General features: G+C 71.4%; 17 protein-coding genes, 1 pseudogene and 1 riboswitch. Of the genes and pseudogenes, 12 read left to right on the forward strand and 6 right to left on the reverse strand.

Annotated features, from left to right (window positions below; translation table 11 throughout):
* Position 1 precedes the first annotated feature (1 nt).
* From ACH4K1_RS13575 to ACH4K1_RS13585, 3 genes are all read left to right on the forward strand, one after another.
* Entirely contained in the window at positions 2-214 is a 213-nt protein-coding gene (locus ACH4K1_RS13575) for a DUF5326 family protein (protein WP_228991845.1), read from the forward strand.
* Positions 215-658: 444 nt separating this feature from the next.
* On the forward strand, positions 659-1,438 hold the full coding sequence (locus ACH4K1_RS13580; protein ID WP_398089191.1) for an IclR family transcriptional regulator: 780 nt from the start codon (positions 659-661) through the stop codon (positions 1,436-1,438).
* 101 nt (positions 1,439-1,539) lie between these two features.
* Positions 1,540-1,977: an SsgA family sporulation/cell division regulator gene (locus ACH4K1_RS13585; protein WP_030115079.1), complete on the forward strand. Its 438-nt coding sequence runs from the start codon at positions 1,540-1,542 to the stop codon at positions 1,975-1,977.
* Positions 1,978-1,998: 21 nt separating this feature from the next.
* On the opposite strand, the gene ACH4K1_RS13590 is transcribed toward ACH4K1_RS13585, so the two are convergent.
* Positions 1,999-3,345, reverse strand: a complete 1,347-nt coding sequence (locus ACH4K1_RS13590) for a YibE/F family protein (protein ID WP_398089193.1) — start codon at positions 3,343-3,345, stop codon at positions 1,999-2,001.
* Between the two features lie 70 nt (positions 3,346-3,415).
* Positions 3,416-3,553: riboswitch (TPP riboswitch) on the forward strand.
* Between ACH4K1_RS13590 and thiC the strand changes: the two genes are divergently transcribed.
* Complete coding sequence (thiC, locus tag ACH4K1_RS13595) at positions 3,546-5,321, forward strand: phosphomethylpyrimidine synthase ThiC (protein WP_398089195.1); 1,776 nt, start codon at positions 3,546-3,548, stop codon at positions 5,319-5,321. (Overlaps the previous riboswitch by 8 nt.)
* 183 nt (positions 5,322-5,504) lie before the next feature.
* Here thiC and ACH4K1_RS13600 read toward each other — a convergent pair.
* Positions 5,505-5,747 (reverse strand): annotated as a pseudogene (locus tag ACH4K1_RS13600) (YybH family protein); the annotation flags it as partial.
* Here ACH4K1_RS13600 and ACH4K1_RS13605 point away from each other — a divergent pair.
* The gene (locus ACH4K1_RS13605; protein ID WP_398089197.1) at positions 5,628-5,984 is read left to right on the forward strand and encodes a hypothetical protein; all 357 of its coding nucleotides are present in this window, start codon (positions 5,628-5,630) and stop codon (positions 5,982-5,984) included. The pseudogene ACH4K1_RS13600 and the gene ACH4K1_RS13605 overlap by 120 nt on opposite strands.
* Before the next feature lie 248 nt (positions 5,985-6,232).
* The gene (locus ACH4K1_RS13610; protein WP_398089198.1) at positions 6,233-6,589 is read left to right on the forward strand and encodes a DUF805 domain-containing protein; all 357 of its coding nucleotides are present in this window, start codon (positions 6,233-6,235) and stop codon (positions 6,587-6,589) included.
* Positions 6,590-6,708: 119 nt separating this feature from the next.
* Here ACH4K1_RS13610 and ACH4K1_RS13615 read toward each other — a convergent pair whose 3' ends face one another.
* From ACH4K1_RS13615 to ACH4K1_RS13625, 3 genes are all read right to left on the reverse strand, one after another.
* A complete protein-coding gene (locus ACH4K1_RS13615) occupies positions 6,709-7,530 on the reverse strand; it encodes a hypothetical protein (RefSeq protein ID WP_398089200.1) in 822 nt (273 codons plus the stop codon).
* A 203-nt stretch (positions 7,531-7,733) separates the two neighbouring features.
* A complete protein-coding gene (locus ACH4K1_RS13620) occupies positions 7,734-8,924 on the reverse strand; it encodes a metallophosphoesterase (protein ID WP_398089201.1) in 1,191 nt (396 codons plus the stop codon).
* Between the two features lie 174 nt (positions 8,925-9,098).
* Positions 9,099-10,211, reverse strand: a complete 1,113-nt coding sequence (locus tag ACH4K1_RS13625; protein WP_228991836.1) for a LacI family DNA-binding transcriptional regulator — start codon at positions 10,209-10,211, stop codon at positions 9,099-9,101.
* A 403-nt stretch (positions 10,212-10,614) separates the two neighbouring features.
* On the opposite strand from ACH4K1_RS13625, the gene hisC reads away from it, so the two are divergent.
* The 5 genes from hisC (at position 10,615) to ACH4K1_RS13650 (ending at position 20,091) form a co-directional block, all read left to right on the forward strand.
* On the forward strand, positions 10,615-11,694 hold the full coding sequence (hisC, locus tag ACH4K1_RS13630) for a histidinol-phosphate transaminase (protein ID WP_398089202.1): 1,080 nt from the start codon (positions 10,615-10,617) through the stop codon (positions 11,692-11,694).
* A 445-nt stretch (positions 11,695-12,139) separates the two neighbouring features.
* On the forward strand, positions 12,140-13,651 hold the full coding sequence (locus tag ACH4K1_RS13635) for a cytochrome ubiquinol oxidase subunit I (protein WP_398089204.1): 1,512 nt from the start codon (positions 12,140-12,142) through the stop codon (positions 13,649-13,651).
* A 16-nt stretch (positions 13,652-13,667) separates the two neighbouring features.
* On the forward strand, positions 13,668-14,669 hold the full coding sequence (gene cydB / locus ACH4K1_RS13640) for a cytochrome d ubiquinol oxidase subunit II (protein WP_398089205.1): 1,002 nt from the start codon (positions 13,668-13,670) through the stop codon (positions 14,667-14,669).
* A gap of 93 nt (positions 14,670-14,762) precedes the next feature.
* Positions 14,763-18,284 (forward strand): thiol reductant ABC exporter subunit CydD, encoded by a 3,522-nt coding sequence (gene cydD / locus ACH4K1_RS13645; protein WP_398089207.1) that lies wholly within the window; start codon positions 14,763-14,765, stop codon positions 18,282-18,284.
* Positions 18,285-18,384: 100 nt separating this feature from the next.
* Positions 18,385-20,091, forward strand: a complete 1,707-nt coding sequence (locus tag ACH4K1_RS13650) for a GAF domain-containing protein (protein WP_398089209.1) — start codon at positions 18,385-18,387, stop codon at positions 20,089-20,091.
* A 60-nt stretch (positions 20,092-20,151) separates the two neighbouring features.
* Here ACH4K1_RS13650 and ACH4K1_RS13655 read toward each other — a convergent pair whose 3' ends face one another.
* Positions 20,152-21,009, reverse strand: coding sequence for an HAD hydrolase family protein (locus tag ACH4K1_RS13655; protein WP_398089210.1), 858 nt, complete (start codon positions 21,007-21,009; stop codon positions 20,152-20,154).
* Positions 21,010-21,158: 149 nt separating this feature from the next.
* Between ACH4K1_RS13655 and ACH4K1_RS13660 the strand changes: the two genes are divergently transcribed.
* The gene (locus tag ACH4K1_RS13660) at positions 21,159-22,061 is read left to right on the forward strand and encodes an LLM class flavin-dependent oxidoreductase (protein WP_398089212.1); all 903 of its coding nucleotides are present in this window, start codon (positions 21,159-21,161) and stop codon (positions 22,059-22,061) included.
* Positions 22,062-22,106 lie beyond the last annotated feature (45 nt).

Raw genomic sequence — 22,106 nt, forward strand, 5'->3', positions numbered from 1 at the left:
CGTGCGGGAGATATTCGCGGGAATGCCCTGGTGGGTGAAGTGGATCGCGGTGCCCGTCATTGTGATCTTCGTGTTCGGCGGGCTGATCGCCAGTGTGGTGGGCTTCGTGATCGGCCTGCTCTTCAAGGTGCTGCTCTTCGTCGTCCTGGTCGGCGGACTGCTCTTCCTCATCCGCAAGTTCATGTCGTCGTCGTCCTCGCGCGGTGACTGGTAGCACCCGGACACGGGCCGGCGCGGGGCCGCCTGCCCCGGGCGACCGGGCGGGCCCGGGTCCGGTGGCGAACCGGCGGGCCGGGGGCCATGAGCCGCCCCGGCGGACTCGGCCCCAGGAAGTCCGGGGCGGGCAGCGCCGACTCGGGAGCATTAGCCCAGCAGAGCTAAGTCCCGGAGGAAACCACCCGTTCGCCGCAGGCGGCCGATACAGTGGCACACCACTGCCGCCATCCGGAATGTGACCTTCCGTCACCATATCGATCACCTGATCGTCCTGGGTACGACAGTCCGGTCGTTGGCCTCCGATCGCCGCGCCCGGACCGGTCCTCGCCGGTCACGGGTCACCGGAACTCCGGTCCCCTCCGGCCCTCGGGATCGCGGCAGTCCCGTGGGGGCGGCCCCCACGGGAGGGCCGAGGGCCCGTCACCATGCCTGGGGGTGACCGTTGACCACGGCATCGAGCACCGCTGTCCCGACGTTGATCGGTTCGGTTCAGCGGGCGTTGAGGCTGCTGGAAGCTGTGGGAAATCATCGGAACGGCGCGCCCGCGAAACAGCTGGCCCGCGAGGCGGGGCTGCCGCTGCCGACCGCGTACCACCTCCTGCGCACCCTGACCCACGAGGGCTATCTCCGCCGGGAGAACGGGGTCTTCCACTTCGGTGCGGCCGCCGAGAACCTCACATCGGCCCCGGGGGCCAGGAGCCGTCTGCGCCGCGCCCCTTCCGTCGCCGACTCCCTCAGCCACTGGCGGGACATCCTCGGGGCCCCGGTGTACTGCGCCGTCTACTGCGACGGCGAGATCGAGCTCGTCGCGGTCGCGGACGCGCCCGACACCCCGGCGGTGGAGGAGTGGGCCTCCTTCCGGGAGACCGCCCACGCCCACGCCATCGGCCAGTGTCTGCTCGCCCAACTCGACGAGCAGGCCCGCGAGGAGTATCTCGACCGCTACCCCGTACGGCCCCTCACCCGTTACTCAGTGCGAGATCGCGCCACACTTCTGGAACGGCTGCGTACCCTCCGACGAGGTGAACCGGTCATCGAACGCCAGGAGTACGCACTGGGGACCGTGTGCGCCGCCATTCCGGTCACCGCCGGTGCCACCATTGCGGCGATGGCCATTTCTGTACCCCTGGACCGAGAAGATCGGTTGCTACCCGCAGTCGAACAGTTACGTGGCGAAGTCGCCAGCCTCTTGCGTTCGTTCGTGTTCTCTATCAGTATCTGAAAAATCACTCCTTGTGATCTGCTATCGCGTGCACCACGATGGCGTCAATAGGGCCATGGGGGATCATTCCTGGCCAGTTTCATCTACTGCGGGGTTGAACGATGCGCGAGTCGGTTCAAGCAGAGGTCATGATGAGCTTCCTCGTCTCCGAGGAACTCTCGTTCCGTATTCCGGTGGAGCTCCGGTACGAGGTCGGCGACCCGTATGCCATCCGGATGACGTTCCACCTGCCCGGCGATGCCCCTGTGACCTGGGCTTTCGGCCGTGAGCTGCTGCTGGACGGGCTCAACAGCCCGAGTGGCGACGGAGATGTGCACATCGGTCCCACCGAACCGGAGGGCCTCGGCGATGTGCACATCCGGCTCCAGGTGGGCGAGGACCGTGCGCTGTTCCGAGCGGGAACGGCACCGCTGGTGGCGTTCCTCGACCGGACGGACAAGCTCGTGCCGCTGGGTCAGGAACACACGCTGGGTGACTTCGACGGCAACCTGGAGGAAGCGCTCGGCCGCATCCTCGCCGAGGAGCAGAACGCCGGGTGACCGGGCGCACCCGGTGCCCCCTCACCCCTTCTTACGACGACGGCCCCGGCCGGCCCGCACGGGCGCGGCCGTAGCCGTCTGTGCGCTGCCGGCCCCCGGGCGGTCCGCGGAGACCACCAGCGCGGCGAGCGCCGTGGTCACCGGCACCGAGGCGACCAGGCCGATCGACCCGATCAGAGTGCGGACGATCTCCTCGGCCACCAGCTCGCTGTTGGCCACCGTCCCCATACTGCTCTGGGCGATGGAGAAGAGCAGTAGCAGGGGCAGTGCCGCGCCCGCGTACGCCAGCACCAGGGTGTTGACCACCGAGGCGATGTGGTCCCTCCCGATCCGGATACCTGCCCGGTACAGCCCCTTCCAACCCATTCCGGGGTCGGCCTGGTGCAGTTCCCAGACCGCGGAGGTCTGGGTGACCGTCACATCGTCGAGCACCCCGAGCGAACCGATGATGACACCGGCCAGCAGCAGGCCGCTCATATCGATGTCCGGGTAGAGGCCGTGGATGAGGCCGGTGTTGTCGTCGGTGTTGCCGCTCAGGTTCGCCCAGCCGATGAACAAGGAGCCCAGCAGCCCGATCAGCAGCAGGGAGATCAGGGTGCCGACGACCGCGACGGAGGTGCGGGCCGTCACGCCGTGGCACAGGTAGAGCGCCGCCAGCATGATGGCGCTGGCCCCGATCACCGCCACCACCAGCGGATTCGAACCCTGCAGGATCGCCGGCAGGATGAACAGGGTCAGCACGGCGAACGACACGGCCAGCGCCACCAGCGCCATCACCCCGCGCAGCCGGCCCACCACGACCACCGCCAGCGCGAAGATCCCGGCCAGCAGCGCCATGGGAACCTTCCGGTCCACATCGGTCACGGAGTACTGGAGGTCGCGCGGTGCGTCGGGGGCGTAGGCCACCACCACGCCCTGGCCCTCCTTCAGCTGGCGGGGCGCGTCCGGCTGGACCACCTCGACGAACCTGCGGCCCTTGTCGGGGCCGCCGGCCACCTCGACGGTCGCCTTCGCGCACTCCCCCTCCTGCTCGTTGACGGCCTCCCGCCCCGAGGGCGTGGAGGTGTCGCCGGTCGGGGGCACCTGCGAGGCGTTGACGTCGGCGCAGTCGACCTTGACGACCTGGACGACCTTCCCGTCCTGGGTCTGCCGGTCGAAACCGACGCCGGTGCGTTCGTGGTCGGGCGCGCCGCCGGGCCAGAGGGCGATCAGGCCGATGACGACCGCCGTGGCGAACGGGATCACCACGGCGGCGATGACCTTGCGCAGATGCCGGGAGACGGGAGCGGCCGGGCCGTGGCTGTGCGTGTGGCCGTGGGAGTGGCCCTGGGGCGGCTGGGAAGCGGAGTCGCTCGGGGGAGAGGTCACGGGGCGATCATCGCAAGAACGCGGGGGCCCTCTGGTCAGCACGCCGGAAAGGACGCTAGCGTGGAGGCACCTTTGCACACGCGGGAGCTCGGAGCACCGGGCTGAGAGGGCGCTGACCGCCGTACGTCCGCACGTACGGGAAACGCTGCGCCGACCGCCGAACCTGTTACCGGGTAATGCCGGCGTAGGGAGTAGGTCTCATGACCACATCGGACGCACGCACGCCTGCCTCGAAACAGAACGACGAGGCCGGGAAGTCCATCGGCTGGCACAAGGGGTACGTCCAGGGCTCGCGCCCGGACCTCCGGGTGCCGGTCCGACAGGTGCACCTCACCAACGGCAAGGACGTGACGCTGTACGACACGTCGGGGCCGTACACCGACCCCGCCGTCGACACCGATGTCCGCCGCGGCCTCACGCCTCTGCGGGAGAACTGGATCATCGCCCGCGGCGACACCGAGGAGTATGCGGGACGGCCCGTCCGCCCCGAGGACGACGGGCTCAAGCACACCTCGCCGCGGGGCGGGCTGCGCAACCTCGACGCCGTCTTCCCGGGCCGCCCGCGCCAGCCGCGCCGCAGCCGCGACGGACGGCCCGTCACCCAGCTCGCGTACGCCCGGCGGGGGGAGGTCACCCCGGAGATGGAGTACGTGGCGATCCGGGAGAACGTCGAGGCGGAGGTCGTACGGGAGGAGATCGCGGCGGGCCGGGCGGTGCTGCCGGCCAACGTCAACCACCCGGAGATCGAGCCGATGATCATCGGCAAGCGGTTCCTGGTGAAGGTCAACGCCAACATCGGCAACTCGGCCGTCACCTCCTCCATCGAGGAGGAGGTGGACAAGATGACCTGGGCGACGAAGTGGGGCGCCGACACGGTCATGGACCTGTCCACCGGACGCAACATCCACACCACCCGCGAGTGGGTGCTGCGCAACTCCCCCGTGCCGATCGGCACGGTCCCGCTCTACCAGGCCCTGGAGAAGGTGGACGGCCGGGCCGAGGAGCTGACGTGGGAGATCTACAAGGACACCGTCATCGAACAGGCCGAACAGGGCGTGGACTACATGACGGTGCACGCCGGAGTGCGCCTGCCGTACGTCCCGCTGACGGCCCGTCGCAAGACCGGGATCGTCTCGCGCGGCGGTTCGATCATGGCGGCCTGGTGCCTCGCGCACCACAAGGAGTCGTTCCTCTACGAGCACTTCGAGGAGCTCTGCGAGATCCTCGCGACGTACGACGTCACCTACTCGCTCGGTGACGGACTGCGCCCCGGCTCGATCGCGGACGCCAACGACGAGGCGCAGTTCGCCGAGCTGCGCACCCTGGGCGAGCTGAACACGGTGGCCAAGCGGTTCGGCGTCCAGACCATGATCGAGGGCCCCGGGCACGTCCCGATGCACAAGATCAAGGAGAACATCGACCTCCAGCAGGAGATCTGCGAGGAGGCTCCGTTCTACACGCTGGGCCCGCTGACCACGGACGTGGCGCCCGCCTACGACCACATCACCTCCGGTATCGGCGCCGCGATGATCGCCTGGTGGGGTACGGCGATGCTCTGCTACGTCACGCCCAAGGAGCACCTGGGGCTGCCGAACCGGGACGACGTGAAGACCGGCGTCATCACCTACAAGATCGCCGCCCACGCGGCCGACCTGGCCAAGGGGCACCCGGGTGCCCAGGAGTGGGACGACGCCCTCTCCGACGCACGGTTCGAATTCCGCTGGGAGGACCAGTTCAACCTGGCCCTCGATCCGGAGACGGCCCGGGAGTACCACGACGAGACGCTGCCCGCCGAACCGGCGAAGACGGCGCACTTCTGCTCGATGTGCGGACCGAAGTTCTGCTCGATGAAGATCTCCCAGGACATCCGGCGGCAGCACGGCGGTTCGCAGCAGGAGATCGAGGAGGGCATGGCGGCGAAGTCGAAGGAGTTCGCCGCCGCCGGCAACCGGGTCTACCTGCCGATCGCCGACTGAGCCGCCCGGCGGCCGGTCCGTCCCGGTCGCCGGGACGGACCGGCCGCCGCCTGGACCGGACGGTGGTCGGGCCTGCTCCGGGCCGGGCGGCTGCGCCGTGCCGAACGGGTTGTCGATGACGTAGCGCCAGAACCCGTCGGAGCCCCGGCGGGCGACGTCGGTGGCCGTGCCCGCGATCCGGACCTGTTGGCCGTGCGCCGCCCGGCCCTCCACGGCCCAGTCGACGATCAGGAGCGCCAGATCGCCGGAGACGTAGGTGTGGCGCGGGGAGACCCGGATCGGTACGGGCAGGGCGAGGAAGTCCCGGTGGGCCGGTATCCGGTCGGGGCCGGTCCGGGGGCGGCCGGGCCGGGGGACGAACAGCGCGTCGGCCTCGTACAGCCGGTCGACGACGTCGGCGTCGAAGGTGTTGAACGCCCGCTCCAGGACGTACGGGTGATCGGCGGCGACGGTGGTCCGATGCACACGGGCGGGATGCGTCATGCCGTCAGTGAACAGCCCGCCGACGCGGGTCACCCAACGGATACCCACGCGGCCGGCGACCGGGAGCCGGCACCCACCGCCCGCGGCCGCACGGCCCGTCCCGGGCCGGACTGCCCGGTCGAGGTGGCCCTCGCCGCGGCTGAGCGGCCGGAGGCGGAAGCACCCGGCGCGGAGCCCTGAACCGGCCGTGGTGGCAAGGCCCGTAGGGCGTTCTGCGTGGATTGGCCAACCTCGGCCATTCCGAAGGTATTTGCGGGGGTTGAACGCCTTATTGGGCGACAGTATGGACACAGTCGTGTGGCAGGTGGATGTACGTTCCCCTCCTGCGTCAATGCAGCTTGACCCAGTCCTTATCTGTGGCTTACTTTCCGGCTTGCTTGGCTGAAAAGGGGAGCCCTCGCACGGGGGGCTTCGGGGAGGGAAACACAGTGAACTGGTACCTGGCCGTACTCAAGAACTACGCAGGCTTCAGCGGACGTGCGCGCCGCAAGGAGTACTGGATGTTCACCTTGATCCACATGGTCGTGGCGATCGTCCTCGCGGCTGTCGGATTCGCGATAGAGACCACCATCCCGTACATGATCTACCTGGTCGCGACGGTCATTCCGTCGCTCGCGGTGATGGTGCGGCGTCTGCACGACACCGGTCGCTCGGGCTGGTGGTTCCTGATCTCGTTCGTCCCGCTGGTCGGCGGCATCATCCTGCTCGTCTTCCTCGCTTCGGAGGGCAAGCACGAGGCGAACCAGTACGGCGCCAACCCGAAGCTGGCTCCGCAGGCCGTCTGATCCACCGCTCCGGTCCGTCCGGAGCGTCCCCGGGCCGGGCGCGGCACTTGCCGCCCCGGCCCGCGGTGTGTCCGGGCGACGGAAGCACGGTGCGGCCCGGCGGGAGTCCGGGCTCCTTCTCAGTCCGGCTGGTGTTCGGGGCCGCCGAAGTCCGGGCTGGTGAAGTCGGGGCTGGTGAAGGTCGGCCGGGGCCCGGCCGCCGGGCCGTCCTCCGGGCCGGAGAAGTCCGGCCTGCTGTAGCCGATCTTCGGGATACGGTGGGGTGAACGGTGCGGGGTGCGTGCGGCGGGGCCCGCCGTGGGGTCGTCCAGGGCGTCCCGGAGGAACGGGAGGATGCCCCGCTCCAGCAGAGCGTGGCGCCACGCCTCCCTGGCCCGCGCGACCTCTTCCGGAAGCTCCTGCTCCTCGTCCTCGGCGTCCAGGGACGTCGCACCGTTGCGGAGCGCGGTGACGAGCAGCCCGACGGCGGCGACCAGGATCGCCGCGGCGGCGACGCAGGCGAAGAACCACCCGGCCGTGACCAGGGGGCGGCCGAACGCCCACGACGGGTTGACCGCCCTGAGCAGGTAGCCGACGAGCAGGAAGATGACGGCCGCGGCGCCGGCCAGCAGCGGCGTCAGCACCGTGACGACCGCGCCTACGCCCGCACCGGCTCCGGCCGCCGTGCTCTGCGGCCCGTCCAGAGGCGGTACCTCCTCGGCGGCCGCCGCCCGGCGCAGTTCGCCGCGGGCCTGGACGTAGTGCTCGTACTCGGTGGCCGCGGACGCGGTGATCAGCGCCGTGGCGCCGAGCGCCAGGGTACGCAGCTGTTCGGTGTTGAGCCGGTCACCGACGCCCTCGAGGTCCGGGCGTTCGTGAGCGTGGCGCAGTGCGTCGCCCAGGATCCGCTCGTACTCGGGTCCGTCCTCGGCCAGCAGGTGCGGAGCGCTTGTCATCTGCATCCCCCGATGCTCCGTCGGTGCCCGAATGCCCGCGTGGACCGGGCGATCGGGCGGAAACGGAGGAGAGCCTGCCACTGTTAGGCCGATGGTAGAGCGCTCACGGCACGCGGTGACAGGGTGTTTCCAGAATTGGGTCCGGTGAGGGGCCCGGTGATCGGCGGGGTCGGCGCGGACGCAACCTGAAGCGCCTTCCCCCTCGACGGTCAGTCATGCAGGGGGAGCTGAACCACCAGCAGCTTTCCGGCCATGGTCACACCGCCGTCCATGGCGATGGCGAGACCGTCCGCGTACACGTGGGGGCCGGTGATCACGGGGCCCGACTCCTCGTCGCCGTCCTCCGTGCCGACCTCGCCCAGAAGGTACGGAATGGGGCTGTGACCATGGACGACGCGCTGTCCTCCGTACGTCGACAGCAGCTCGCGCACGGCGTGGGAGCCGCCCTCGTCCCGGAAGGCGAACCGCTTGGTGAGCTTGCGGAACAGGTCCCAGCACTCGTCGGCGTCGTTGCGCGTGAGAATGGCCGTGATCGTGTCGTTGACGTCCTCGATGGTGGAGCCGTAGTCGAGGTAGGCCGTCGTGTCGGAGTGCAGCAGCAGATGGCCGTCCTGCTCGACGACGGCGTCGAGTCGCGACATCCACTGGAGGTGGACGTCCTGGAGGCGGTCCATGTCGGCCTTCTGGCCGCCGTTGAGCAGCCAGGCGGCCTGGAAGGTGGCGGTGCCCGCCCCCGAGTTGACGGGGGTGTCGCCGAACCGCTTGGCGCCGATCAGCAGCAGTTCGTGGTTGCCCATCAGGGCCTTGCAGTAGCCGCCCGCCGCCGCGGCCTCGGCGGAGAGCCGCATGACGAGGTCGATGACTCCGATGCCGTCCGGGCCGCGGTCGGTGAAGTCGCCGAGGAACCACAGCCGGGCGTTGCCCGCGGCCCACTTCCCGTCGGCGTCGACGAGGCCCTGCTCCCCGAGGGCGGCCAGCAGCTCGTCCAGGTAGCCGTGCACGTCCCCGACGACGTAGAGCGGACCGCGGCTGTCCTCGGGGCCGGGGCCGGGGCTCGGCTCGGAGACCGTCCGGACCTGGACCGTGTCGCCGCGACGGATGACCGGGAGGTCCCGCTCGGTCGGGGTGTAGCCGTCCGGCTGCTCGTCGCCCACGACGGCGTTGCCGGGGTGCGGCGGCGGTGCGGGCGTGGGGGGCGGCACGGAGGCCCCGGGAGCTCCGGGGGCCTGCGGTGGGGACGCGCCGGGCGGCGGGCCCGGCTCCGGTGCGCGCGGCGGCACCGGGGATGGCGGTGCCGCCTGAGCGGGCGGTGGCACGGGTGTCTGCGCGTACGGCGGAACCCGGAAGTCACGCAACGTCGCCGTCCGCACCACGGGTTCCTGACCGGCCCCCTGAGTCATCGACCCCTCCACCACCGTCGCGCCGCCGTACACCTGACGGGCCGTGCCTGGTAGAGGTGGTCCGCGGTGTCGTGCGCCCATCATAGGAATGCGGATCGATCTGTGTGACGCACCAGGGGTGGTGAATCCGGGCGCACGCACGGTTCACCGGCCGATTGGTCCGAAAAGTGACGATCAATCCCTGCTGGGGGAGCGCGGCGCGCTGACCGTGGTGCGGGGTGGACGTCGCTGGGAGGAGGTCCGGACGATGAGCTCCGTCGGTATGACCTGCTCCACCGGCCCGTCGTGCTCGACCCCTTCGATGGCGTCGATGAGGAGCTGGACGACGGCCGTGCCGATGCGCCGGGGCTTCAGCGAGAGCGTCGTGATGGGCGGTTCGGTGGCCGCGTACACGGTGGACTCGCTGCAGCAGACCAGCAGCAGGTCGTCGGGGACGCGCAGCCCGTAGCGGCGGGCCGCGGCGAGGAGGTCGGTCCCGTTGGGGTCGAAGAGCCCGTAGACGGCGTCGGGGCGATCCGGGCGGGCGAGCAGCCGGTCGGCGGCTACCGCGCCCGCGCACGGGTCGTGGGCAGGGTAGGACTCGTAGACGGGGTCCTGGCCGACCCGCTCGCACCAGTGGAGGTAGGCGGCGGTGGACAGCCGGGTGTACGTGTCGGTGGTGTTGCCGGTCAGCAGGCCGATGCGGCGGGCCCCGGCGGCGGCGAGGTGGTCGAGGAGGTCGAGCACGGCGGCCCGGTGGTCGTTGTCGACCCAGGCGGTGACGGGGAGCGTCCCGGCCGGGCGGCCGTCCGATACGACGGGCAGACCCTGGCGGACGAGTTCGGTGACGACCGGGTCCTGGTCGGAGGGGTCGATGACGACGGTTCCGTCGAGCGCGACGTTCGACCAGACGTCGTGCCGGGAGGTGGCGGGGAGGATGACGAGGGCGTAGCCGCGGGCGAGCGCCGCGGAGGTCGCGGCTCTCGCCATCTCCGCGAAGTACGCGAATTCGGTGAAGGTGAAAGGTTCATTCCCGTACGTGGTCACGGTCAGGCCGATGAGCCCCGACTTGCCCGTACGGAGGGTTCGGGCCGCGGCGGACGGGCGGTAGCCCAGGCGCTCGGCGACCTCGCGGACATGGCGGCGGGTGGCGTCCGGGAGCCTGCCCTTGCCGTTGAGCGCGTCGGAGACGGTCGTGATCGAGACGCCGGCCGCAGCGGCCACGTCACGGATCCCCGCCCGTCCTGGCCGGCCGCTGCGCCGGGGGGTCTCCGTCCGGCTCACCTGGTGCTTCCCTGCTGCTGTCATGGCGAGCCGATAGTAGGGCTCCGAAGGGTGGTCGGTCCGGTCGCATATGCCCACGTTGACAGGTACGTTTCTGCAAGGCGACGCGCCATCAGTTCCATGGTAAAGCAAGGCAGTTGGGCATTAAGGCTTACAGGTTTCAGGCGAGGTGGCCTCGCGGCCTGCTGGATGGCCGATGTCTCGAAGAGGTCTCAACTCACCAGTTCGGGGGACGCGCGCCACGGCGCGGGCCACCGGCGCGCGTTTGGGCGGCGAGCGCCCCCTCCGGCGGAAACCCGTGGCGGCCCCCGCGGAGGCCCCTTCCCGGGCACCGCGGCCGATTTCCCGCTCGGCCCATTCGCACCGGGGCCCAATCCTCATAGGGTGTGCAGTATTGATGTGAACGGATGGTCGAGGAGGACCTGCGGTGAGCGAGACGAGCCCCAAGCTGCGCGCCGAACTGGACGGCGTTCCCGCCTACGTGCCGGGGAAGCCGGCGGCGGCCGGTGGTCCGGTCGCGTACAAGCTGTCCTCCAACGAGAACCCCTATCCGCCCCTGCCGGGCGTCCTGGAGTCGGCGCTCGCCGCGGCGGGGACCTTCAACCGCTACCCGGACATGGCGTGCACCGGTCTGATGAACGAGCTGGCCGAGCGTTTCGGTGTGCCCCTCTCGCATCTCGCCACCGGCACCGGCTCGGTGGGGGTCGCCCAGCAGCTGCTGCAGGCCACATCGGGCCCCGGTGACGAGGTCGTCTACGCCTGGCGGTCCTTCGAGGCGTACCCGATCATCACCCAGGTCAGCGGAGCGACCTCGGTCAAGGTGCCGTTGACCGAGGGGGATGTGCACGACCTCGACGCGATGGCGGAGGCGATCACCGACCGGACCCGGCTGATCTTCGTCTGCAACCCCAACAACCCCACCGGCACGGTGGTGCGCCGAGCCGAGCTGGAACGGTTCCTCGACCGGGTGCCGAGCGATGTGCTGGTGGTGCTCGACGAGGCGTACAAGGAGTTCATCCGTGACGCCGATGTGCCGGACGGCATCGAGATCTACCGGGACCGGCCCAATGTGGCGGTGCTGCGGACCTTCTCCAAGGCGTACGGCCTGGCGGGGCTGCGGGTCGGGTTCGCGGTGGCCCACGAGCCGGTGGCGGCGGCGCTGCGCAAGACGGCCGTCCCCTTCGGTGTGAGCCAGCTCGCCCAGGACGCGGCGGTGGCCTCGCTCCGGGCGGAGGACGAGCTGCTGGGCCGGGTCGGCTCGCTGGTCGCCGAGCGCTCCCGGGTGAGCGCCGAGCTGAAGCGCCAGGGCTGGGCGGTGCCGGAATCGCAGGCGAACTTCGTCTGGCTGCGGCTGGGGGAGCGGACCCTCGACTTCGCGGGCGCCTGCGAGCGGGCCGGCGTGGTCGTGCGCCCGTTCGCCGGGGAGGGCGTACGGGTCACGATCGGCGAGAGCGAGGGCAACGACCTCTTCCTCAAGGCGGCGGAGGCGTTCCGCGCGGAGCTGTAGCCTCCGCTCCCCCGCAGGCCGAAGCGGTGTCCGTACGGGCCCCGGACCTTGATCGACGAGGTCCGGGGCCCGTCGCGTGGGCCGGCTCCGGCGTGCGAGGGGGCCGAGGGGCGAAGCGGTCGGCGGGGCGGGACCGGCTTCGGCGCGTGCGGCCGGCGGGGGCGGGGCGGTCTCGGCGCGGATAGTCGGCGGCGGGGCGGTCTCGGCGCGTGCGGACTGCGGGGACGGAACGGTCTCGGCGCGCATGGTCTGCGGGGACGGGGCGGTCTCGGCGCGGGTGGTCGGCGAAAAGGGGTACCCCCGGCGAAGGGTCCGAAAGTGTGTGCGCCATAATTGCTTGTGAATGTGAACGCGTTCACAAGCGTGCCCTGCTTTCCCCCGTAATCGGTGGAATCGCCGGGGCGTAGTGCCGGTACGACCACGGCGATGTAAGGAGACTGACGACGTGGACCTCGCTCTGGCGCCGGAGACCCTGGCGCGATGGCAGTTCGGCATCACCACCGTCTACCACTTCCTCTTCGTCCCGCTGACGATCTCGCTCGCCGCGCTCACGGCCGGTCTGCAGACCGCCTGGGTGCGGACGGAGAAGGAGAAGTACCTCAGGGCCACCAAGTTCTGGGGCAAGCTGTTCCTGATCAACATCGCCATGGGCGTCGTCACGGGCATCGTCCAGGAGTTCCAGTTCGGCATGAACTGGTCCGACTACTCGCGCTTCGTCGGCGACGTCTTCGGCGCTCCGCTCGCCTTCGAGGCGCTGATCGCCTTCTTCTTCGAGTCCACCTTCATCGGGCTGTGGATCTTCGGCTGGGACAAGCTCCCGAAGAAGATCCACCTCGCCTGCATGTGGATGGTCTCGATCGGCACGATCCTCTCCGCCTACTTCATCCTGGCGGCCAACTCCTGGATGCAGCACCCGGTCGGCTACCGGATCGACGAGGAGCGCGGACGCGCCGAGCTGACCGACTTCTGGCGGGTCCTCACCCAGGACACCGCGGTCACCCAGTTCTTCCACACGATCACGGCGGCGTTCCTGGTCGGCGGCGCCTTCATGGTCGGCATCGCCGCCTTCCACCTGGCGCGCAAGAAGCACATCCCGGTGATGCGGACCTCGCTGCGGCTCGGCCTGATCACCGTCGTGGCGGCCGGAATGCTCACCGCCGTCAGCGGCGACAGCCTCGCCAAGGTCATGTTCCGGCAGCAGCCGATGAAGATGGCCGCCGCCGAGGCCCTCTGGGACGGGCAGGACGGGGCGCCGTTCTCGATCTTCGCGTACGGGGACGTCAGCGAGGGCCACAACTCGGTTGAGATATCGATCCCCGGGGTGCTCTCCTTCCTCGCCAACAACGACCCGAACTCGCACGTCCCCGGCATCAACGACATCAACAAGAGCCTTGAGGAGAAGCACGGGCCCGGCGACTACCGCCCCAACATCCCGGTCGCGTTCTGGAGCTTCCGGTGGATGATCGGCTTCGGGATGGCCTCCTTCGGCCTCGGCCTGCTGGGGCTCTGGCTGACCCGGAAGAAGTTCCTGCTGCCGCCGGCGCTGCGGACCGGTGAGGACGAGGTGCCGCATCTGGTCCTCTTCAAGAACAAGGCCCTGAGCCCGAAGCTCACCAAGCTCTACTGGCTCGTGGCGCTCTGGACGCTGCTCTTCCCGCTGATCGCCAATTCCTGGGGCTGGATCTTCACCGAGATGGGCCGCCAGCCGTGGGTGGTCTACGGAGTGCTCCAGACCCGGGCGGGGGTCTCCCCCGGTGTCTCGCAGGGCGAGGTCATCACCTCGATGGTCGTCTTCACCCTGTTGTACGCGGTGCTCGCCGTGATCGAGGTGAAGCTGCTCGTGAAGTACATCAAGGCAGGTCCTCCGGAACTCACCGAGGACGACCTCAACCCGCCCAAGAAGATCGGCGGACACGACGAAGAAGACGCCGACCGGCCCATGGCCTTCTCGTACTGAGCACAGGAGCTGAGAGATGGAACTCCACGACGTCTGGTTCGTGCTCATCGCCGTCCTCTGGACCGGCTACTTCTTCCTGGAGGGGTTCGACTTCGGCATCGGGGTCCTCACCCGGCTGCTGGCCCGTGACCGCAAGGAGCGGCGGGTCCTGATCAACACGATCGGACCCGTCTGGGACGGCAATGAGGTCTGGCTGCTCAGCGCCGGCGGCGCGACCTTCGCCGCCTTCCCCGAGTGGTACGCCACCCTCTTCTCCGGCTTCTACCTGCCGCTGCTGATCATCCTGTTCTGCCTGATCGTGCGCGGCGTCGCCTTCGAGTACCGCGCCAAGCGGCCCGAGGAACGGTGGCAGACGAACTGGGAGACCGCGATCTTCTGGACCTCCCTGATTCCCGCCGTGCTGTGGGGCGTGGCCTTCGGGAACATCGTGCGGGGCGTGAAGATCGACGCCGACATGGAGTACGTCGGCAACGTCTGGGACCTCCTCAACCCGTACGCCCTTCTCGGCGGCCTCGTCACGCTCACCCTCTTCACCTTCCACGGGACGGTGTTCGCGGGACTCAAGACGGCGGGCGACATCCGGGTCCGGGCCCGCGCCCTGGCGCTCAAGCTGGGGCCGGTCACCGCGGTGCTCGCCCTGGGCTTCCTGCTCTGGACCCAGGCCGACAACGGGAACGGCTGGAGCCTGGGGGCCCTGATCGTGGCGGTGGCGGCGCTCACGGCCGCGATCGCGGCCGTCGCCAAGGGCCGCGAGGGCTGGTCGTTCGCCTTCTCGGGCGTGACGATCGCGGCGGCGGTCGCGATGCTCTTCCTGACGCTCTTCCCGAACGTCATGCCGTCCTCGCTGAACGACGCCTGGAACCTCACCGTCACCAACGCCTCGTCCAGCCCGTACACGCTCCGGATCATGACCTGGTGCGCGGGCATCGCCACGCCCGTCGTGCTGCTCTACCAGAGCTGGACCTACTGGGTCTTCCGCAAGCGCATCGGCACCCAGCACATCGCCGACGCGCACTGACCCCGGCGAGCCGCGGGCCCCGTCACCCCTGAGGGGCCCGCGGCCGACGCCGATCCCGCAGAGCTCACCGACCCCGCCGGGGGGATGTTTCACGTGAAACCGATCGATCCGCGTCTCCTCCACCACGCACGGGCCACCCGCCTCTTCCTGGTGGCCGCGGTCGCCCTCGGCCTGCTCGGCGCCCTGCTGGTGATCGCTCAGGCGATGCTCATCGCCGAGATCGTGGTGGGCGGTTTCGAGGGCGGGCTCACCGTCACCGAGTTGCGCACCCCTCTGCTGCTGCTCGCCGCGGTGGCGGTCGGCCGGGCCCTGATCGCCTGGCTCACCGAGCTGGCGGCCCATCGCGCGAGCGCGGCCGTCAAGTCCGAACTGCGCGGCCGTCTCCTGGAGCGGGCCACGCTTCTGGGCCCCGACTGGCTGAGCGGCCAGCGCACCGGCTCCCTGACCACCCTGGCGACCCGGGGGATCGACGCGCTCGACGACTACTTCGCCCGCTACCTTCCCCAGCTCGGCCTCGCGGTCGTCGTACCCGTCGCGGTGCTCGCCCGGATCGTCACCGAGGACTGGGTGTCGGCGGCGATCATCGTGGTCACCCTGCCGCTCATCCCGCTGTTCATGATCCTGATCGGCTGGGCCACCCAGTCCCGGATGGACCGCCAGTGGCAGCTGCTGTCCCGGCTCTCCGGGCACTTCCTGGACGTGGTCGCCGGGCTGCCGACCCTCAAGGTCTTCGGCCGGGCCAAGGCCCAGGCCGCCTCGATCCGCACGATCACCTCCGACTACCGCCGAGCCACCCTGCGTACCCTGCGGATCGCCTTCCTCTCCTCGTTCGCCCTGGAGCTGCTGGCCACGCTGTCGGTGGCCCTGGTCGCCGTGACGATCGGCATGCGGCTCGTCCACGGAGAGCTCGACCTCTACACCGGCCTGGTCGTCCTGATCCTGGCCCCCGAGGCCTATCTGCCGATCCGCCAGGTGGGGGCGCAGTACCACGCGGCGGCCGAGGGGCTGTCGGCCGCCGAGGAGGTCTTCACGGTCCTGGAGACCGCGCCTCCCCCCTCGGGGGCCGGGGAGGTCCCCGACTCGCTGCGGCTGGAGCTGGCGGAGGTGACCGTACGCCACCGGGGCCGCGCCGAACCGTCGCTGAACGCCGCGTCGCTCACCGTGGAGCCCGGGGAGACCGTCGCCCTGGTCGGCCCGAGCGGAGTCGGCAAGTCCACCCTGCTGAACGTGGTCCTCGGGTTCGCCGTGCCCGATGAGGGACACGTCCGGGTGGGCGGCCGGGACCTCGCGGAGCTGGACCTCGAACGCTGGCGGAGCCGTATCGCCTGGGTTCCCCAGCGCCCCCACCTCTTCGCCGGCACGATCGCCGAGAACGTCCGGCTCGCCCGGCCCGGCGCCGATGACGAGGCAGTCCTCGCGGCGCTGCGGGAAGCCGGCGCGTACGACTTCGTCGCCGCCCTGCCCGAGGGGATGCTCACGGCGCTCGGTGAGGACGGTGCCGGGCTCTCCGCGGGCCAGCGCCAGCGCCTCGCCCTGGCCCGCGCGTTCCTCGCCGACCGGCCGGTCCTGCTGCTGGACGAGCCGACCGCGAGCCTGGACGGCGAGAGCGAGGCGGGCATCGTCGACGCGGTACGGAGGCTGGCCGCCGGGCGGACCGTCCTCCTGGTCGTCCACCGCCCGGCGCTGCTGGCGGTCGCCGACCGGGTGGTGACCCTGGAGGCGGGCGGCGCCGTCCGCCGGACCGGAGCGGCGGGACGCGGCACCGGACCGGCCGTCCCCCAGCCGCTCGCCGGGGGCGAACTCCTCGACACCCGCCGGGCGGAGGAACTGCGCGCGGCCGACAGCGGCCCGGGGGGGACGGAGGCTCCTTCCGGACGGGTGCTCGCCCGCGTCCGGAGGTCCGCCGGGGCACAGCGGGGACAGCTGGCCCTGGCCCTGCTGCTGGGCAGCCTGGCGGTCGGGTCGGCCGTGGGGCTCATGGCGGTCTCCGGCTGGCTGATCTCCCGCGCCTCCGAAGAACCCCCGGTCATGTACTTGATGATGGCGGTCACCGCGACCCGCGCCTTCGGTATCGGACGGGCGGTCTTCCGCTACGCCGAGCGGCTCGTCTCGCACGACGCCGTCCTCAAGCTCCTCGCCGACCTGCGCGTCTCCGTCTACCGGGGTCTCGAACGCATCGCACCCGCCGGGCTGCGCACCACGCGCCGCGGCGATCTGCTGACCCGGCTCGTCGCCGACGTGGACGCGCTCCAGGACTACTGGCTGCGCTGGCTGCTGCCGGCCGGGACCGCCGCCGTGGTGGGGGCCGCGGCCGCCGGATTCACCGGCTGGCTGCTCCCGGAGGCGGGCGTGATCCTCGCGGTCGGGCTGCTGCTCGCCGGGGTGGTCGTTCCGCTCGTCAGCGGCGCCTGCGCCCGCCGTACGGAGGGCCGGCTCGCCCCGGCCCGCGCCGCCCTGGCCACCCGTGTCACCGACCTCCTCGGCGGCACCGCGGAGCTGACCGTCGCCGGGGCGCTGCCCGAGCGCCGGAGGCGGCTGCGCGAGGCCGACGCCCTGCTCACCCGGATCGCCTCGCGGGCCGCCGCCGCGACCGCCCTGGGCGGCGGCCTCTCCGCCCTGGTCTGCGGGCTCACCGTGGTGGCCGCCGGGCTCGTCGCCGTGCCCGCCGTGAACGACGGCCGGTTGTCGGGGGTCGCGCTCGCCGTGGTGGTGCTGACCCCGCTCGCCGCCTTCGAGGCCGTCGCCGGGCTGCCGCTCGCCGTGCAGTACCGCCGCCGCGTCGCCCGGAGCGGGGAGCGGGTGTACGAGGTGCTGGACGCCCCCGTCCCCGTACGCGAGCCCGAGCGCCCCGCCGAGGAGCCCGTCTCCCCGTTCCCGCTGGAGGTACGGGGGCTGAGCGCCCGCTATCCGGCGGCCGGGCACGACGCGCTGACCGCGCTCGACCTGACGCTGACGGCCGGACGGCGCATCGCGGTCGTGGGCCCCTCCGGCTCGGGCAAGACGACGCTCGCCCAGGTCCTGCTGCGCTTCCTGGACGCCTCGTCGGGGACGTACCGGCTCGGCGGCGTCGAGGCGTCCGCGCTGGACTCGGACACCGTCCGGCGCTCGGTCGGGCTCTGCGCCCAGGACGCGCACGTCTTCGACAGCACGATCCGCGAGAACCTGCGCCTGGCCCGCCCCGGGGCGTCCGACCCCGAACTGCGCGACGCGCTCTCCCGGGCCCGTCTCCTCGACTGGGTGCAGACCCTTCCGCAGGGCCTGGACACCCCGGTGGGTGAGCACGGCGCCCGGCTCTCCGGCGGCCAGCGCCAACGCCTCGCCCTGGCTCGCGCGCTGCTCGCCGACTTCCCCGTACTCGTCCTGGACGAGCCGGCCGAACACCTCGACCTGCCGACCGCCCACGCCCTCACCGCCGATCTGCTGGACGCGACCCGGGGCCGCGCGACGGTCCTGATCACGCACCGGCTGACCGGACTGGGGGCGGTGGACGAGGTGCTGGTGCTGGAGGCGGGCCGGGTGGTGCAGCGCGGCCCGTACGCCGAACTCGCGGCCGAGGCCGGCCCGCTGCGCCGCATGCTGGAGCGCGAGAGGGCCGCGGTGGGGGCGGGGGTGTGAGCCGCGGGCCGGGAGGCCCCGCGCAGGGACCGGTGGTCCGGCGGGACTTCACACGCATTCTCGACTTTCGTCCTGTAACGGTACTAACTAGGCTCGGGCCATGGCAGAGCCCGACCCGAAGGACTCCCTCGACGCCGCCACCCGGGCCGCCCGCAGCCTCCAAGGGCTCTCCACGGAGCTGGCCGCCCGGGTGCCGCAGTTGCTGGAGGCGATGCGGTCGGTGGGCTCGGGGCTGGAACTGCACTCCACCCTGGACCGGATCTGCGAGACGGCCGCCGAACTCGCCCACGCCGAGTACGCCGCGATCGGCGTCGTCGACGAGTCGGGCGAGGGGTTGTCGGACTTCGTCACGTACGGCGTACCGCCGGAGGCGGTCGAGGAGATCGGGCGGCTGCCCGACGGCCACCGGGGGCTGCTCGGCGCGCTGATCCACGACCCGGGCCCGGTCCGCCTGGCCGACCTGGCCGCCGACCCCCGTGCGGAGGGGTTCCCCGCGGGCCACCCGCGGATGCGCACCTTCCTGGGGGTGCCCATCCAGGTCCAGGGAGAGATCTTCGGCAACCTCTACCTCACGGAGAAGCGGAACGGCGCGGAGTTCACCGACTACGACCTCCACACCGTCCGGGTGCTCGCCACGGAGGCCGGGATCGCCATCGGCAACGCCCGGCTGTACGAGGCGGCGCGGCAGCGGGAGCACTGGATCGACGGTTCGGTCGCGGTCACCACCGCGCTCCTGTCGGGCGGGGACGCGGACGAGGCGCTGTCCGTGGTCGCCGAACAGGCCCGCCGACTCGCCGGTTCCGCCGCCGGGATCGTGCTCCTGCCGGCCGAGGGAGGCGGGCTGGAGATCGTCGCCGTGTCGTCCGACGAGCCCTCGTCCTTGCTCGGGGTGATCATCCCGCCCCACAGCGCGGTGGCGGCGAAGCTGCTCGCGGGCGAGGCGGTGTTCATCGACGACTCGGCCACCGACAGCCGGATGGTGACCAGGCCGGCCGCCCGGTTCGGCCCGAGCATGATGCTCCCGCTGCACAGCGGGGGCCGGGTGCTCGGGGCGTTGGCCACCCCGCGCGCCCGGGGCGCGCGCCCGTTCACCGCGACCGAACGGACCCTCGCCACCCAGTTCGCCTCCCAGGCGGCGCTCGCGCTGATGATGGCCGAGGCCCAGCGGGACCGCGAGCGGCTGGCGGTGTACGAGGACCGCGACCGGATCGCCCGGGACCTCCACGACCTGGTCATCCAGCGGCTGTTCGCCACCGGAATGATGCTGGAGAGCGCCCAGCGCAGAGCGGTCGTTCCCGAGGTGCGGACCGGTGTCGCCCGGGCGGTCGACGAGCTGGACGTGACGATCCAGGAGATCCGTACGGCCATCTTCGCGCTCCAGCAGGAACCGGCCGAGGCCCCTTCGGGGCTGCGCACCCGTGTGCTGCGGGAGATCAACATGGCGGCCGTCCCGCTCGGTTTCAAGCCCTCGCACCGCTTCCTGGGCCCGGTGGACGCGCTCGTCGGCGAGCTGACCGGGAAGAACCTGGTCGCCGCCTTGCGGGAGGCCCTCTCCAACGCGTTCCGGCACGCGGAGGCGTCGTTGATCGACGTGGTCGTCGATGCGACGGCGACCCTGGCGGACGGGCGGGGGGCGGTACGGCTCTCGGTGGCAGACGACGGGGTGGGCATCCCGGAGGGCGGTCGGCGCAGCGGCCTGCGCAACCTGGCCCGCCGCGCCGAGTCCCTGGGCGGGGCGAGCCGGATCGAGCCGGGCCTCGGGAAGGACGGCGGCGGGACGACGGTGGTGTGGGAGGCGCCGTTGTGAGGGAGGGCAGCGGTCGCGACCACCGGGGGAGAGCGGTCGCGACCGATGTGCTGAAAGGTTTCAGCGGGTTGCTGCGCGGGCGGCGAGGATCCGCTCGATGACGACGGCCACCCCGTCCTCCTCATTGGTGGCGGTCCGGCCCGTGGCGGCGGCCACCGCGGCCGGGTGGGCGTTGCCCATGGCGAAGGAGGCCCCGGCCCAGCGGAGCATCTCGACATCGTTGGGCATGTCCCCGAAGGCGACCACCTCGGCCGCAGCGATACCGCGCTCGGCGCAGCAGGCCGCGAGGGTGGTGGCCTTGGAGACGCCGAGCCCGCTGACCTCCAGGAGCGCGGAGGGGCTGGAGCGGGTGATGGCGGCCCGGTCCCCGGCCGCCGAACGGGCCAGGGCGAGGAAGGCGTCGGGCGCCAGCTCGGTGTGGTGGGCCAGCAGCTTGAGCACCGGCGCTCCGGCGCCCGGCGCGTCCTCGTGCAGCAGCTTCTCGGCGACCGCCACCGTGGCGCCCGGGTCCAGGTGGAAGGGCGGGTAGGCCGGTTCGTAGTTGATGCCGGTGGTCAGCTCGACGGCGAAGGAGGCGCCGGGGGCCGCTTCGCGCAGGGTGCGCACGACGTGCAGGGCGGCGACGCGCTCCAGCGGCCGTACGGAGAGGAGCTCGCCGTCCCTCCGCAGATCGGTGACCACGGCTCCGTTGGCGCAGATCGCCGTGCCGTGGCTCTGGACGTGGGCCCGTACGACGTCCATCCAGCGGGCCGGCCTGCCGGTCACGAAGAAGACCTCGATGCCGGCCTCCTCGGCCGCCGCGAGGGCCGCGAGCGTACGCGCGGACAGCGTCTTGTCGTCGCGCAGCAGAGTGCCGTCGAGATCGGTGGCGATCAGCCGGGTCACGGCGGGAAGAGGCGTCTCGGTCACTGAGGTCACCGGCCCATTCTCGCCCACCAGGGCGCACGTGCGTGCGGAGGTGCGCACATCTGAGTGAAGAAGACGCTGACCAGCGAAAATGTCATTGGCATATGCCGAAGCCATGGAGGGGGCTCCCCCGCCCCCGGCCCGGCCGTAGGCTCAGGAGCATGAGCCCCCGTCTGAGCATCGTGATCCTGCCCGTCCACCGTTGGAACGAGGGAGGTCGCGAGCGCTGGCAGCGGGCGGAGGAGCTGGGCTTCCACACCGCCTACACCTATGACCACCTGTCGTGGCGGACCTTCCGGGACGGCCCGTGGTTCGGCGCGCTCCCCGCCCTCACCGCCGCGGCGACGGCCACCGAACGGCTGAGGCTGGGCACGCTGGTGACCTCGCCGAACTTCCGCCACCCGGTCACGCTGGCCAAGGAGCTGATCACCCTGGACGACGTCTCGGGAGGCCGGGTCACCCTGGGCATCGGTGCGGGGGGCGGCGGCTTCGACGCCACCGCCCTGGGCCAGGAGGCGTGGACCCCGCGCGAGCGCGCCGACCGGTTCGCCGAGTTCGTACCGCTCCTGGACCGGCTGCTCACCGAGGACGCGGTGACCGAGCGCGGGACCTTCTACGCCGCGGAGGAGGCCCGCAACATCCCCGGGTGCGTCCAGCGGCCCCGGCTGCCCTTCGCGGTCGCGGCGACCGGACCGCGCGGCCTGAAGCTCGCCGTCCGGCACGGGCAGGCATGGGTCACCACCGGCGACCCGAAGCTGTACGAGAACGGCACCCCGGAGGAGTCGCGGGCCGCGCTGCGGGCGCAGAACGAGAAGTTCACGGCGGCCTGCGCGGAGATCGGCCGGGACGCCGCCGAGCCGGGCCGGGTCCTGCTGACCGGCTTCACCCCGGACCGCAACGCCCCGCTGGAGTCGGTGGACGCCTTCGTCGACTTCGCGGGACGCCACGCGGAGCTGGGCTTCACCGAGATCGTCGTCCACGCCCCGGTCCCGGACTCGGTCTTCGACGCCGACGAGAAGGTCTTCGAACGCATCGCGACCGAAGCGCCGGCACAGCTCGCGTGAGCTCCGGCGTCCGGGATGCGGGGCGCCGACGAGGTGCCGGGTCGG

The sequence above is a fragment of the Streptomyces sp. NPDC017448 genome, assembly GCF_044330565.1.
In the GTDB taxonomy this organism is placed as follows: Bacteria; Actinomycetota; Actinomycetes; order Streptomycetales; family Streptomycetaceae; genus Streptomyces.